This window comes from Pseudaeromonas aegiceratis (genome assembly GCF_046254905.1).
GTDB classification, from domain to species: Bacteria; Pseudomonadota; Gammaproteobacteria; order Enterobacterales; family Aeromonadaceae; genus Pseudaeromonas; species Pseudaeromonas aegiceratis.
On the sequence record NZ_CP158016.1, the window covers coordinates 1,699,407 to 1,714,396 of the forward strand.

At 55.7% G+C, this 14,990-nt stretch carries 9 protein-coding genes and 3 tRNA genes; all 12 read left to right on the top strand.

The window, feature by feature from the left end; all coding sequences use genetic code 11:
• The first annotated feature begins 105 nt into the window (after window positions 1-105).
• The 12 genes from lon to ABHF91_RS08170 all read left to right on the top strand — a co-directional run bounded on the left by lon (window position 106) and on the right by ABHF91_RS08170 (window position 14,882).
• The gene (gene lon / locus ABHF91_RS08115; protein WP_409422952.1) at window positions 106-2,460 is read left to right on the top strand and encodes an endopeptidase La; all 2,355 of its coding nucleotides are present in this window, start codon (window positions 106-108) and stop codon (window positions 2,458-2,460) included.
• A gap of 206 nt (window positions 2,461-2,666) precedes the next feature.
• On the top strand, window positions 2,667-2,939 hold the full coding sequence (locus ABHF91_RS08120) for an HU family DNA-binding protein (protein ID WP_409422953.1): 273 nt from the start codon (window positions 2,667-2,669) through the stop codon (window positions 2,937-2,939).
• A 122-nt stretch (window positions 2,940-3,061) separates the two neighbouring features.
• Window positions 3,062-4,966 carry a SurA N-terminal domain-containing protein gene (locus ABHF91_RS08125; protein WP_409422954.1) on the top strand — a complete coding sequence of 635 codons (1,905 nt, stop codon included), beginning with the start codon at window positions 3,062-3,064 and terminating at the stop codon, window positions 4,964-4,966.
• 176 nt (window positions 4,967-5,142) lie between these two features.
• The gene (gene uvrY, locus ABHF91_RS08130; protein WP_409422955.1) at window positions 5,143-5,790 is read left to right on the top strand and encodes a UvrY/SirA/GacA family response regulator transcription factor; all 648 of its coding nucleotides are present in this window, start codon (window positions 5,143-5,145) and stop codon (window positions 5,788-5,790) included.
• A gap of 6 nt (window positions 5,791-5,796) precedes the next feature.
• The gene (gene uvrC, locus ABHF91_RS08135; protein ID WP_409422956.1) at window positions 5,797-7,659 is read left to right on the top strand and encodes an excinuclease ABC subunit UvrC; all 1,863 of its coding nucleotides are present in this window, start codon (window positions 5,797-5,799) and stop codon (window positions 7,657-7,659) included.
• A gap of 46 nt (window positions 7,660-7,705) precedes the next feature.
• Window positions 7,706-8,257 carry a CDP-diacylglycerol--glycerol-3-phosphate 3-phosphatidyltransferase gene (gene pgsA / locus ABHF91_RS08140; RefSeq protein ID WP_409422957.1) on the top strand — a complete coding sequence of 184 codons (552 nt, stop codon included), beginning with the start codon at window positions 7,706-7,708 and terminating at the stop codon, window positions 8,255-8,257.
• 118 nt (window positions 8,258-8,375) lie between these two features.
• A tRNA-Gly gene (locus ABHF91_RS08145) sits at window positions 8,376-8,451 on the top strand.
• 7 nt (window positions 8,452-8,458) lie between these two features.
• Window positions 8,459-8,532: transfer RNA gene (locus ABHF91_RS08150), tRNA-Cys, on the top strand.
• Between the two features lie 21 nt (window positions 8,533-8,553).
• Window positions 8,554-8,640: transfer RNA gene (locus ABHF91_RS08155), tRNA-Leu, on the top strand.
• Window positions 8,641-9,051: 411 nt separating this feature from the next.
• Window positions 9,052-9,234: a DUF3283 family protein gene (locus ABHF91_RS08160; protein WP_409422958.1), complete on the top strand. Its 183-nt coding sequence runs from the start codon at window positions 9,052-9,054 to the stop codon at window positions 9,232-9,234.
• A gap of 13 nt (window positions 9,235-9,247) precedes the next feature.
• The gene (locus ABHF91_RS08165) at window positions 9,248-9,397 is read left to right on the top strand and encodes a hypothetical protein (RefSeq protein ID WP_409422959.1); all 150 of its coding nucleotides are present in this window, start codon (window positions 9,248-9,250) and stop codon (window positions 9,395-9,397) included.
• Between the two features lie 169 nt (window positions 9,398-9,566).
• Entirely contained in the window at window positions 9,567-14,882 is a 5,316-nt protein-coding gene (locus ABHF91_RS08170) for a DUF4011 domain-containing protein (RefSeq protein ID WP_409422960.1), read from the top strand.
• Window positions 14,883-14,990 lie beyond the last annotated feature (108 nt).

Consider the following 14,990-nt stretch of genomic DNA (forward strand, 5'->3'; position numbering starts at 1 on the left):
CCCTTTTGTTTTTTTTGCCCCCCTGACAATTGAATCTGCAAGAAGCGGCCCCATATACTGACCCATCTGCTTTGCACAAAGGCATTAGCAACAAGAGAAAAGCCTATGAATCTTGAGCGTTCCGAACGCGTTGTAATTCCTGTTCTGCCCCTGCGGGATGTGGTGGTCTATCCCCACATGGTGATCCCCTTGTTTGTCGGGCGGGAGAAGTCTATCCGCTGCCTGGAAGCGGCCATGGCCGATGGCAAGAAGGTGCTGTTGGTGGCGCAGAAGGAGGCGGGTAACGATGATCCCGCCCTGGACGATATCTACCAGGTGGGCACCATCGCCAATATCCTGCAGCTGCTGAAGCTGCCCGATGGCACCGTCAAGGTGCTGGTGGAGGGCGCCCAGCGGGCCAGCCTGGACAAGCTGACCGATGAGGCCGAGTTCTTTGTCGGTGAGGCCACCTACCTGTCTTCCGTCGAGGTGGCCGAGGCCGAGGCGGATGTGCTGGTGCGCTCGGCCCTGGCCCAGTTTGATGGCTACATCAAGCTCAACAAGAAGATCCCCGCCGAGGTGCTGACCTCCATCTCCGCCATCGATGATCCGGCCCGCCTGGCGGACACCATGGCGGCCCACATGCCCCTCAAGCTCTCCGACAAGCAGAAGGTGCTGGAGCAGCCGGAAGTGGCCGAGCGCCTCATGTTCCTGATGGCCATGATGGAATCCGAGATGGATCTGCTGCAGGTGGAGAAGCGCATCCGCTCCCGCGTGAAGAAGCAGATGGAGAAGAGCCAGCGCGAGTATTACCTCAATGAGCAGATGAAGGCCATCCAGAAAGAGCTCGGTGAGATGGATGAAAATGGCAGCGACGAGTTCGAGGCGCTGCAGAAGAAGATCGATGAGGCGGGCTTCCCCGCCGAGGCCAAGGAGAAGGTGGAATCCGAGCTGTCCAAGCTCAAGATGATGTCCCCCATGTCCGCCGAGGCGACCGTAGTGCGCGGCTACATCGACTGGATGCTGAGCGTGCCCTGGAAGGCTAAGTCCAAGGTCAAGCGCGATCTGGTGTTGGCCGACAAGGTGCTCAATGCCGACCACTATGGCCTGGAGAAGGTCAAGGAACGCATCCTGGAGTACCTGGCGGTGCAGAGCCGCACCAACCGCATCAAGGGCCCCATCCTCTGTCTGGTGGGCCCGCCCGGGGTGGGTAAGACCTCCCTGGGGCAATCCATCGCCAAGGCCACCGGCCGCAAATACGTGCGCATGGCCCTGGGGGGCGTGCGGGATGAGGCCGAGATCCGCGGTCACCGCCGGACCTACATCGGCTCCATGCCGGGCAAGCTGATCCAGAAGATGGCCAAGGTGGAGGTGAAGAACCCCCTGTTCCTGCTGGATGAGATCGACAAGATGTCCTCCGACATGCGGGGTGATCCGGCCTCGGCGCTGCTGGAGGTCTTGGATCCGGAGCAGAACAACAGCTTCAACGATCACTACCTGGAGGTGGATTACGACCTCTCCGATGTGATGTTCGTCGCCACCTCCAACTCCATGAACATTCCCGGTCCCTTGCTGGATCGGATGGAGGTGATCCGGTTGTCCGGTTACACCGAGGATGAGAAGCTCAACATCGCCAAGCGCCACCTGGTGCAGAAGCAGATCGAGCGCAATGGCCTGAAGGAGAAGGAGATCACCATTGAGGACTCCGCCATTGTCGGCATCATCCGCTACTACACCCGGGAGGCGGGGGTGCGCAGCCTGGAGCGGGAGATCTCCAAGCTGTGCCGCAAGGCGGTAAAGTCGTTGCTGCTGGACAAGGCGCTCAAGCACGTCACCATCAATCAGGACAACCTCAAGGAGTTCCTGGGGGTGCAGCGCTTCGACTACGGTCGTGCCGAGGATCACAACCAGGTGGGGCAGGTCTGCGGTTTGGCCTGGACCGAGGTGGGCGGCGAGCTGCTGACCATCGAGGCCACCAATGTGCCGGGCAAGGGCAAGCTGACCTTCACCGGCTCCCTGGGGGATGTGATGCAGGAGTCCATCCAGGCTGCCATGACGGTGGTGCGGGCACGGGCCGAGCAACTGCGCATCAATGGCGACTTCTACGAGAAGCGGGATATCCATGTGCATGTGCCCGAGGGCGCCACGCCCAAGGATGGCCCCAGTGCCGGTATCGCCATGTGCACCGCCCTGGTCTCCAGCCTCACCGGCAATCCGGTGCGGGCCGATGTGGCCATGACCGGCGAGATCACCCTGCGGGGTGAGGTGTTGCCCATCGGCGGGCTCAAGGAGAAGCTGCTGGCGGCCCACCGGGGTGGCATCAAGCGGGTGGTGATCCCCTATGAAAACGCCAAGGACCTCGAGGAGATCCCGGACAACGTCAAACAGGATCTGGATATCCACGCGGTGCGCTGGATTGACGAGGTGTTGGCACTGGCGTTGCAAGAGCCGGTGGCGGGCTTCGAGGTGGTAACCCAGTAAGTTCGGTCAGGCGTCAACCTCTGTTGGCGCCTGCTTTTTATCCCATTTCAGAGCATTAGCTTTAACGTATCGTAAAAGCGTGAGATGGGGCAGGGATCCTCCGGCCGGCTGCTTGCAACCGATCTGGAGGATTGTTATAAAGCGGGGACTCGCTGCGGCCTGGGATGAGGCCCGTCGGCTAAGGCTAATAACAAGGGGAATAAAAGGTGAACAAATCTCAACTGATCGACAAAATTTCCGAGGATGCAGATCTGTCTAAGGCCTCTGCCGGCCGTGCGCTGGATGCTTTCATCGAGGCGGTAACTGAGTCCCTCAAGACTGGCGATCAGGTCTCTTTGGTCGGTTTTGGCACTTTTGTGGTGCGTGAGCGCGCCTCTCGCACCGGCCGCAATCCGCAGACCGGCGCCACCATCGAAATCGCCGCCGCCAAGCAACCTGCCTTCAAGGCCGGCAAGGCGCTCAAGGACGCCGTCAACTAACCGCCTGGCCGGTTACGCGAAGACTCAATTTATTGAAGCTCTAAGGCTGTTAACCGAGGCGCATCTCACTGGATGCGCCTTTTGATATCTATGTCCACTGCATCGGGAGCATAAGTAGATTCATGCTGATGGATAAATTGCGCGATGGCGCACAGGGCCGCATAGCCAAGATCATTTTCTGGCTGATCATTTTCTCCTTCTCCCTGGCGGGGATCGGCAGTTACCTCAACCGTCCGGCCAACACAGATCCTGCCGAGGTGAACGGCGAGCCCATCACGGCCCAGGCGCTGGAAAACGCCTATCGTAACGAACGCTCGCGCTTGGAGGCCCAACTGGGGGATAACTTTGCCCAACTGGCCGACAATCCTGCCTACCTGCAGCGCATGCGCCAGGGGGTGTTGGAGCGCATGATCGATAACGTGCTGCTCACCCAGGCCATTCAGGATGCCAAGCTGCGGGTCGGTGACGAGCAGGTCAAGAAAGCCATCCTGGCCATGCCGTACTTCCAGAAGGACGGCCAGTTCGACAACGATCTCTACCTGGCCGTGCTGCGGCAGAACAACCTGACGCCGGAACACTTCCGTGACAACGTGCGGCAGGATCTGGCCATGCAGGACTACATGGGGGCGGTCAGCCAGAGCGAATTCGCCCTGCCGGACGAGGCGCGTCTGCTGGATCGTCTGCTGAACCAGACCCGGGATGTCACGCTGTACACACTGCCGCTGGCCGCCTTTACCGGCGCCGTGCAGGTGACGGACGAGGAGCGCAAGGCCTTCTACGATGCGCACAACAAGCAGTTCATGAGCCAGGAGCAGGTCGCCATCAACTATCTGCTGCTGGACGTGGACAAGCTGGCGGCGGCCATCGAGCCCTCGGATGCGGATGTGCAGGCCTACTACGATCAGCACCAGGACAGCTATCGCACGCCGGAGCGGCGCAAGGTGGCTCATATCCTGTTCGCCAAGCAGGATGCCGATGCCCAGAAGAAGGCGGATGCCGAACTGACCAAGCTCAAGGCCGGTGCCGATTTCGCGGCCCTGGCCAAGAGCGACTCTGCTGACACCCTGTCCGCCCGTAACGGCGGTGAACTGGACTGGTTTGAACCCGGGGTCATGGATCCGGCCTTCGACAAGGCCGCCTTTGCCCTGGCCAAGGTTGGGGATCTGAGCGAGCCGGTACAGAGCCAGTTTGGCTATCACATCATCAAGCTGCTGGGGGTCGAGCCCGCCAAGGTCAAGACCCTGGCCGAGGTGAAGGATCTGGTGCGTCAGCAGGTGAAGGAAGACAAGGCCAAGGAGCAATTCCTGGATCTGCAGCAGCAACTGGCTGACTTGAGCTTCGAAAATCCGGACTCCCTGGATGAGGTGGCCAAGAAGATGAACCTGCCGGTGCAGCAACTGGCCCTGCAACCTGTGACCAGCGAGCAGTTCCCCCTGAACAACGACAAGGTGAAGACCCAGGCCTTCTCCGAGGAGCTGCGGGATCAGAACACCAACTCCGAGGTCATAGCGCTGTCCGACAAGCAGGCTGCGGTCATCCACGTGGTGGATTACAAGCCGGCGGCCGTTCGTCCCCTGGACGAGGTGAAGGCAGATCTGGATAAGGCCATCCAGCACGACAAGGCCCTGGCGGCGGTTGAGGCCGAAGCCAAGACCCTGTTGGCCAAGCTGCAGCAGGGCGAGTCAATCGATGCCGCGGTAACGGCCAAGCAAGGCAAGGTGGCCGTCCATGCCGGTGTGCACCGTGAGGATCAGACCCTGGATCAACAACTGGTCTCCGCCCTGTTCAAGCAGGCCAAGCCGCAAGAGGGCAAGCCGGTTTACAGCCAGGTGGGCCTGTTCGATGGCGACCAGGTGCTGATGGCCCTGACCGCCGTCCATGAGGCGGACAAGGACTCGGATAAGCTGTCCCGCCTGCAGGCCAACCTGCAACGCAACTACGGCGATGCTGTCTATCGGGCCCTGTTGGCCCAGCTGAGGGCCAAGGCCAAGATCAGCTATCACCAGCTGGACAAGGTCGCCGAATAGGCGGTGAACGTGTCCCATCACCCCCGCTTCGGCGGGGGTTTTTGTTGGTGCCATTTGGCAAGTGCGAGGCGGGCCAACTTTTTACCGGTCCGGTTTGCTATCGACGCCAGTTTGGTTATGATGCCAAAGGTTCAGGCAAGGGCCTGAGCGTGCAGTTGTAAGGCGGAGAAACTCGATTGATAAGCGTATTGCTAGTTGATGATCATGAACTGGTACGCACAGGGATTCGTCGCATACTTGAGGATGTTCGTGGAGTGAAGGTGGTCGGTGAGGCCACCGATGGAGAGTCGGCCGTGCAGTGGTGCCGTGAGCACCAGGTCGATGTCATCCTGATGGATATGAACATGCCAGGCATTGGAGGCATGGAAGCCACGCGCAAGATCTTGCGCATCAATCCGGACGCACGGATCATAGTGCTGACGGTTCATACCGAAAACCCTTTTCCCACCAAGGTGATGCAGGCTGGTGCGGCCGGCTATCTGACCAAGTGCTCGGCGCCGGATGAGATGATCCAGGCGATCCGGGCCGTGCATACCGGGCAGCGCTACATCTCGCCCGAAATCGCGCAACAGATCGCCCTGAGCCAGTTCGATCCCCAGCAGGCGGAGAACCCGTTCAAGATGCTGTCGGAACGGGAGCTGCAGATCATGCTGATGATCACCAAGGGCCACAAGGTCAATGACATCGCGGTCAAGCTGAGCCTGAGCCCGAAGACGGTGAACAGCTATCGCTACCGCCTGTTTGACAAGCTGGCCATCAAGGGGGATGTGGAGCTGACGCGCATGGCCATTCGCTATGGCATGCTGGATGCCGAAATTCTTTGACGCGCCATGAGCTCCGAGTCGTCTGTGCCGTCTGAGGCGGGCTTCGATGCCCGCGCCTTCCTAAAGAGCGTCTCCCATCAACCCGGTGTCTATCGCATGCTGGATGGGCAAGGGGAGATCATCTACGTCGGCAAGGCCAAGGATCTGCACAAACGGCTCTCCTCCTATTTCCGCCAGCGGGTGGGTAGCGAGAAGACCCGCGCCCTGGTGCGACATATCCGGGATATTCAGGTGACGGTCACCCACACCGAGACCGAAGCCCTGATCCTGGAACACAACCTGATCAAGCAGCACAGGCCCAAATACAACGTGCTGCTGCGGGATGACAAGTCCTATCCCTTCTTGCTGTTGACGGCCCATCGCCATCCCCGGTTGACTCTGCATCGTGGCCCGCGCCGGCAGGCCGGCGACTATTTTGGACCCTATCCCAGCGGCGGTGCGGTGCGTGAGAGCCTGCACCTGCTGCAGCGACTGTTCCCCATCCGTCAGTGCGAAGACTCCGTCTATGCCAACCGCTCCCGGCCCTGCCTGCTGTATCAGCTCAAACGCTGTGCCGGCCCCTGTGTGGCGGGTCTCGTCAGCGAGGAGGAGTATGCCCAGCAGGTGGCCCTGGCGCGGCTCTTCTTGCAGGGCAAGGATCAGCAGGTGATCGGCGATCTGGTGGCCAGGATGGAGCAGGCCAGCGGTCGGCTGGCCTTCGAGGAGGCCGCCCGCTATCGGGATCAGATCCAGGCCCTGCGCAAGGTGCAGGAGCAGCAGTCGGTCAGCGGCAACGTGCTGGACGATCTGGATGTCATCGGCCTGGCACAGCAACAGGGGGTGGCCAGCCTGCATGTGTTGTTTATCCGTCAGGGCAAGGTGCTGGGCAGCCGCAACTATTTTCCAGCCATGCCGGCGGACGCCCAGGAAGAGGAGGTGCTGGAAGCCTTCTTGCTGCAGTTTTATCTGGCGGGTCAGTCGGGCCGCCAGATCCCGGCGGAGGTGCTGCTGGATCGCGGCCTCGAAGACGAAGGGCTACTGTCGGCGGCCCTGAGCCAGAGCGCGGGCTATGGCGTGCGGGTCAGCAGCCGGGTGCGCAGCGAGCGGCAGCGTTACCTGCGGCTGGCCAGCACCAACGCCCTGTCTGCGCTGGCCAGCAAGCTGAGTCACAAATCGACCCAGGAGCAGCGCTTTGCCCAGCTCGAGGAGCTGCTGGAGCTGGAGCAGCCCATTGCCCGCATGGAGTGTTTCGATATCTCCCATACCCAGGGGGAGGCGACCGTTGCCTCCTGCGTGGTGTTCGATCGCCAGGGGCCGCTGTCGAGCGAATACCGCCGTTTCAACATCAGCGGCATCACGGGAGGGGACGACTACGCGGCCATGGCCCAGGCCTTGACCCGCCGCTTCGGCAAGCCCTTGCCGGCGGAGCGGATCCCGGATGTGCTGTTTATCGACGGTGGGCTGGGCCAACTGCAGCGGGCCGAAGAGATCTTGGCGGCTCAGAGCGACAACCTGGCGGGCAAACGTCCCTTGCTGGTGGGGATCGCCAAGGGGGAGAGCCGCAAGCCAGGGCTGGAAACCCTGATCCTGGGGGAGAGCCACGAGCAGCTGCACTTTGAAAACGACTTGCCGGCCCTGCATCTCATTCAGCACATACGAGATGAATCCCACCGCTTTGCCATCACTGGGCACCGTAACCGGCGGGCCAAGGCCAGAGTGAGCAGCGGGCTGGAGAGCATCGAGGGGGTGGGGCCCAAGCGGCGTCAGGCGCTGCTCAAGTACCTCGGCGGCATGCAGGAGGTGAAAAATGCCGGCGTGGCGGAGTTGGCGAAAGTCCCTGGCATCAGTCAGGATCTGGCACAGAAGATCCACGATGCGTTGCATCATTGAGGCCTTTCGGGCAACATGAGTCGGCAACTCTGCGGTGGCTGGCATAATGCTCAATATTCCTAATATCTTGACCCTGTTTCGGATCCTGCTGATCCCTGTCTTTGTCGTCCTCTTCTACCTGCCGTTCCAATGGTCCAATCTCTGGGCAGCCGGGGTCTTCGTGCTGGCGGCCATTACCGACTGGTTCGACGGCTACCTGGCCAGACGGCTCAACCAGACCACTCCCTTCGGCGCCTTCTTGGACCCGGTGGCCGACAAGATCATGGTTTGTTCGGCACTGGTTATGATAGTCGAGCAATATCATAGCTTTATCGTCACTATTCCCGCACTGATCATGATAGGACGCGAAATCCTGATCTCCGCCTTGCGGGAGTGGATGGCCGAGCTTGGCAAGCGCTCCTCGGTGGCGGTGGGCTGGATGGGCAAGTGGAAGACCACCATTCAGATGGTGGCCCTGGTGGGCCTCATCTGGCAGATGAACATTTGGATGGTCTGGCTGGCGTATTTGCTCCTGTACCTGGCGGTGGTGCTGACCCTCTCCTCCATGTGGCAGTATCTGCAGGCGGCGCGGGGCGATCTGCTGGGGCGCGGCAGCTAAGTCCGTCTAAAGGCGCTAACTCGTTCAAAAATAGAGCAAACGCGTGGCTGATGGTATCTGATGGGTTGACTCACCCGGCCAGCTGGTTAGAATTCCTGTCGCTGACCACTATCGTCATGCGGGAATAGCTCAGTTGGTAGAGCACGACCTTGCCAAGGTCGGGGTCGCGAGTTCGAGTCTCGTTTCCCGCTCCAAATTCAAGGCGCGTTAACAAAGCGGTTATGTAGCGGATTGCAAATCCGTCTAGTCCGGTTCGACTCCGGAACGCGCCTCCATCTTTTCTTGTATATCCTCTCGCCCGGTTGGTGAAATTGGTAGACACAAGGGATTTAAAATCCCTCGCTGGCAACGGCGTGCCGGTTCGACCCCGGCACCGGGCACCATTCAGAAAGTTCATTTTTTCCTTGTTAATCAGACTGATAGAGAAGGCTTCTCTTCCTAAGCTCTTCATCTAACACCCTCTGTTTTCCTTACCGTTTTGGCTTTCTTGTCCATATCTTGGCGAAGCGGCTTACTACGGCCTGCTACTGTCTGCGATTAGTTGCTGACAAGACCCAACATACCCATGCACGGCTGTGTAACCGGGGCGCCGTACCTTCCGGTTCAGTACCGTCTTTGCATGGCAACGGGCTAGTGTGAGCGAAGAGCAGGAGGAAGAACAGGAACTCACTCTGCGGGTGAGATAACAAAAGTAGGTTGGAAGTGTTTAGATTACTCATGGCTATTCAGAACCGGATCAATTTACGTATCTTAAGAATCTGGCAATGTTGGCTTCTTTCGGAGATGGATCCCCAATGAACCTAAGCGACCTACCTGAAGAAGAACAAGCGCTTATCGAGACTGATAAGGCGCCTGCCTATGCCGTGTGGAAGGAGTTGAAGGGCGATCACGTCAAGGCGGAAGAGGACCTTAATACCTCCAACGAGCCGCTGCAGGCCTTCTTTCTCAATGCCGTGAAGAAATACCGAAACAAGTAACCAAGGAAAACATATGGCCGAAAGGATTGGCTATGCCTTTTACAGCGAGTTTGAGCGTGGCTATCAGGTGAATAACTCACCAAGCTTCTACACATGGGATCCTGCTGCTGCGTTCCTCTACCAGACGCTGCCGCCCTTCAGGGGAAGAAGGACATTGAGGTGAGCATTGAGCTGTTGGCGGAAGGGGAGGCATGAGATGGCGGCAATTCAGCTTCGTTTATCAGGGTAGGTTCAAGTACATAACCCACTCTCAATTGAGTGTTTTGGGGGCTCGATTTCAGTGGGGAACTTGTGATTTATATTTATGCTATTGAAGTGCAAGGAAATTACACATGAGTGACTCATCCGAAAATCTACCAAATGAAGATGTCATGGTGCATGCGGAGGTGCTGTCCGCAGCCCCAGTGCTTAGAGATGCCTTTGATGTGTCAATCGAGTCGGCAAAAGTAATGAATTATGCCGCTGCCCAAAATAACATTCCGCTGATTCAGCGCCTAATAATTCGTAACAAGACCGAGCAACCGTTCAGGCAGGTGGATTTGCAAATCAGCGCCAATCCAGCATTTTTCGAGCCCAAACGATTTACCTTTGATGTGTTCGGTGCTGAAGAATCTCGAACTTTCAATTCAGTTCAACTAAATCTCTCGTTAAAACACGATTATCTGTTTGATTTAGATGAGGCCGAGTCTGGCAACATCATAATTAACGTGGTCAAAGAAGGCGAAGAACCTTTAGTGCACTACGAGCCAATCCGCGTATTGGCGCGCAACGAGTGGGGAGCCGCTCTTGGTTTACCTGAACTCTTGGCAGCGCATGTTCAACCTGCCCCCATAGAAGTGGATCGCATTCTGTGCGCCGCCTCATCTTTGCTCAAATCATCTGCAGGATTGAGCATGAATGGATATCAGAGCAAGAACCGCGAGTATGTTTGGAAACAGGTAAATGCAATTTACCAGACGTTGGCAAATATGGGTTTCCAATATGCTCCGCCGCCAGCTTCTTTTGAACGATCTGGGCAGAAGATTCGCACAACCGCCCAGATCCTTGATGGTAAGATGATGACTTGTCTGGACTCCAGCGTACTCCTGGCGGCTTGTCTGGAGCAGGCGGGTTTAAACCCCGTGATATTGGTCAAAGAAGGTCACGCGTGGGTCGGGGTTTGGTTGGTCGATTCGTTCTTTTCCAACCCTGTTGAAGACTGTGCTCAAGACGTGAGAAAGCGGATTGCCTCAGGAGAATTTCTCACGCTTGAGACCACTGTGATTCCTCAGGCTGCTTCCATGAAAAAGGCTATTGCCGATGCTGCGCATTACCTAGAAGGAGCACATGAGCATACATTTGAATACGCCATTGACATTAAGAGAGCTCGCCAGAACCACATTCGTCCGATGCGCGCTGCCGCAGCTGTAGGTAAAGGTACTGTCGACCCTGGAGCGGTTCTAGCCCTTGGCGGACCCACAATTGAAGATGTTCCGGAATTGCCCCCACTAGATCCTGGCGTCATAACCACCGAAAACGCGATGACCGACAACACGCCGGAAGGTCGCATGGCAAACTGGAAATCTAAATTGCTTGACCTGACCCTGCGTAATCGTCTGCTGAACTTCAAACCCAGCAAAAAATTCCTGAAAGTGGTGATTCATGACGCAGGCGATCTGGAGGACGCGCTTGCTGCAGGCGGTGAATTTAAACTCGTGGCTAAGCGTTCGATGGCTGACATGGGTGACCCTCGTAGTGAGGACGAATTCAAAGCCGAGCACGGCATGACCTCGGCCGAGCAGCATGCAAAGTCCGTGCTGCCAAAGAAAGAGATCTGCTTTGATGTAGAAAAAGACAAACTACAGGACTACGCCACGGTCATATTCCGAGAGGCCAAAAACGCCTTGGATGAGACTGGATCCAATAGCTTATATCTCGCGTTGGGTACCTTATGCTGGAAAGAAGCGCCCGAGGCTGAGACTGTGTTGAAAGCACCCATTCTTTTAGTGCCTGTGAAATTGAAGCGCGGTGCAGTAGGCTCCGGCATCCGATTAGAACGGCTGGATGAGGAGACAATCTTTAACCCCACACTTTTGCAAAAGCTGGCAATAACATTCGACATCGCGTTGCCATATGTCGACGGACAACTGCCAACTGATGATTCCGGCGTGGATGTAGACAGAATTTTTGCGACATTAAGGAAAAAAGTTGAGGACTTGAAAGGTTTTGAAGTCATCGGCGATTCTTATCTCGGACTGTATTCTTTTGCTAAGTACCTAATGTGGCGGGATCTTTCCAAAAACACGCAGGATTTGCTCCAAAATAAGGTGGTGGACCATTTGGTAAACCATCACGGCGAGAACTTCCAGGACGACACCAAAGCGGTCAGACCTGAGGATTTGGATCGCGATTTTGCACCTCAATCGCTATACACACCGTTGCTGGCTGATTCGTCTCAATTGGCGGTGATCTGCACTGCTGAGAAAGGTCGCAACATGGTCGTGGAGGGGCCTCCTGGAACGGGCAAGTCCCAGACCATTACCAACCTTATCTCCCACTTTCTAGCGAATGGTAAGACCGTGCTCTTTGTGGCTGAAAAAATGGCCGCCTTGGAGGTGGTGCACAATCGCTTGACCGACATTGGGCTAGCTGAGTTCTGTCTGGAACTTCATTCGACCAAAGCAAAGAAATCAGAGATTTCCAAGCAATTCGTTCAGGTACTCGACTGTGCCGACAACAAACTCGTGGCTGACTGGGAACGTGAGGCAGAGCGGTTAGCCGCGCTCAGAAACGAACTGAATGCTCTGGTAAGAACACTGCACCAGACACATCGAAACGGGTTGACTGTCTACGAAGCTATGGGTTGGACGTTGGCGAGCGACAAGGAACCAGCTCGATTCGACTGGGCCGACCCAGAGGAGCATGATTACAAAGAAAAATGCAATCTGGAAGATTTCGTAGGCGATTTAGCGGCGCTCGCCACCCGTCTTTCAAAAATAGCGCAACATCCTCTCAATGAAGTGAAAAAGACAACGTGGACTCCCTCGTGGCAGGACAACCTGTTACAGGCGGCTCAGCAATGTGCTGAGCAAGTTTGCAATCTCGAGGCCCGCGTGCAGGACTTTTCAGCACTCGTAAAAATCGACGCAAACCTTGCAACTTTGAATCAACTTCAGTCCATTGATGAACTTGCAAATGCATTGCTCAGCGCCTCACAGGTGCCAATGGAGTCAGCCAGTCAGGTTTTCAGTGCGCAAGAGCGTAAGAAACTTGGCGATCTCATCCGTCATGGTCAGATTCGCACATCACTCTGGTCTTGTTTCCATAACTATGACTCGGAACTAAAAACGCTGAAAGCTGCACCTCTGAAACTTCATTGGCGAAGCGCTTATCAGGATTGGTGGCCCAAGAAGTGGTTTACCAAGCGCAAAGTCTCTAATCAAATTAGACTTTTTAGTCTAGATAAGGCTCGGGTGACCGATGAGGCGATGGATTCGTTCCTTGATAATTTGGCCAAATTAAATGAAGAGGATCTGTACCTTCACGAGAATGCAGTAGTTGGAGCAACTTGCTTGGGTGTTGTTTTCAAGGCTGAAAATACCGATTGGGAAAAGGCCGCAGCTCATCTTCGTTGGATGGAAGCCCTGGCATTATCCGTGCAAAAAGCCTTTGACGCACAGATGGAGCGCCTTGAAATAGCAAGAAACTCGCTTCGCATTCTGCTTACTGATCAAAGTGATTCCTTCGTTCCTGGCGGGCATCTCTACAACGTAGCGCAGGCTTATTGTGACGCTTACTCGGCATTCACAGCGTCGTACAACTGTCTTGAGGATCTCGCTGACAATAATGAATTTTTAGGTGGTGTGACCCAAATTGGGATTCTGAGCCGTATACGGTCGACGCAGGCTCAGTGGCAAACGAATAAGCAGGAAATTCAGCCATGGTGTGTTTGGAACGACTCACGTTCCAAGGCGCTGTCACTGGGCTTGCAGGGCCTGATTGATCAAGTTGAGCAGGGCCTAGTAGATCTTGCCGATTTAAAGGGACATTTTGTGGTGTCTTATGCGAGCTGGTGGTTGAAGCGTATTTTGGATAGAGAGCCCTTGCTTGCTAACTTCTCTGGTGCATCACAAGCCCATAAGATTGCAGAGTTTCAGCAGGCGGATGAGCGCTTTCAGAAACTCACCGTCCAGTATGTTCAGGCCAAGCTACGTAGCAAAATTCCGAACGGCTCCGAATTGTCTGGTGATTTAAAAAACGAAGTAGGTTTTTTACGCCATGAAGCGCAAAAGCAGAAGATGCACAGGCCTATCCGCGAGGTGCTTAAAAAATCCGCAGTAGTTTTGTCCCGCCTGAAGCCCTGTCTGCTGATGTCGCCTCAATCAGTCGCGCAGTATTTGGATACAAGCAGCCAGACCTTTGATGTAGTTATTTTTGATGAGGCATCACAGATTCCAACATGGGATGCGGTTGGCGCTATTGCGCGGGGTAACCAATTGATTTGCGTAGGTGATCCCAAACAGTTGCCTCCAACCAACTTCTTTAGTTCCTCGGATGCCTCTGGCAACTTTGACGATGAAACCATTATAGAGATGGAGTCAATTCTGGATGAATGCCTGTCTTGCGGCATGCCGTTGTCTCGTCTGGCTTGGCATTATCGCTCGCGCAACGAAGGTTTGATTACCTTTAGCAACCACCAGTACTATGGTTCGGATTTAGTTACCTTCCCAAGTCCCGTGGAAACAGATAACTCGGTGGAGTTTGTTGATTCAAAGGGAGTCTATGAACCTGGAAAATCTCGAACTAACAAGATTGAAGCTGCCAAAATTGTTGATGAGATTGAGCGCCATTACCTCTCAGGAGCGGGCAAGGAGTTTTCCATCGGTGTAATCACCTTTAACTCCACACAACAGGCGTTAATAGAGAAATTGTTGGATCAACGACGCCTTGCGAATCGACAGCTGGATGAATCCATCGCGCAGGCAGACTCAGAAGAACTTTTCATCAAAAACTTGGAAAATGTCCAAGGTGATGAGCGAGACATCATATTGTTCTCAGTCACGTTTGCCAAGGATGCAAACGGTAAGTTGAGCATGAACTTTGGTCCTATGAACAAGGAGGGTGGCCACCGTCGACTTAACGTGGCAGTGACCCGAGCCCGTCACAAGGTCAAGATTTTTTCAAGTCTACGTCCAGAGGATATCGATTTATCGCGCACTAACGCCAGGGGAGTGGCAGACCTGAAAGCTTATCTGGATTTTGCGCTGCATGGTGCCCGAGTTTTGGCCAAGCAATCGACCCCAACGGGGCGGGAGCCAGACAGCCCTCTTGAATTACAGGTCATCGAAGCATTGCGAAATCGTGGGTGGCGTGTTGTGCCGCAAGTCGGGGTCTCCGGCTATCGTATTGACATGGCAGTGGTCAATCCGCATGCCCCTGGCAAATTTTTATTGGGTGTCGAGTGTGATGGTGCTACTTATCATTCCGCGCCAAGTGCCCGAGATCGTGACCGACTTCGCCAGATGGTGCTCGAAGGTTTAGGTTGGAATATTCACCGAATTTGGTCGACTGACTGGTGGTTTAATCGAGAACTCCCCCTAAAAGCACTGCTAGCGCGGCTAGATGAATTGGAAGAGCAAGCTCGTCTTGATGCAGCTCAACTGAGTTGAACGAGTTTCTCCAGAGGGGGGTTATGTGACGTATCTGCATATACCCCCAAGGGCCATCTCTGCCCGTCTCCTTGTGGCTATTGCACCTGCCGTTCTTGTACATGCCCC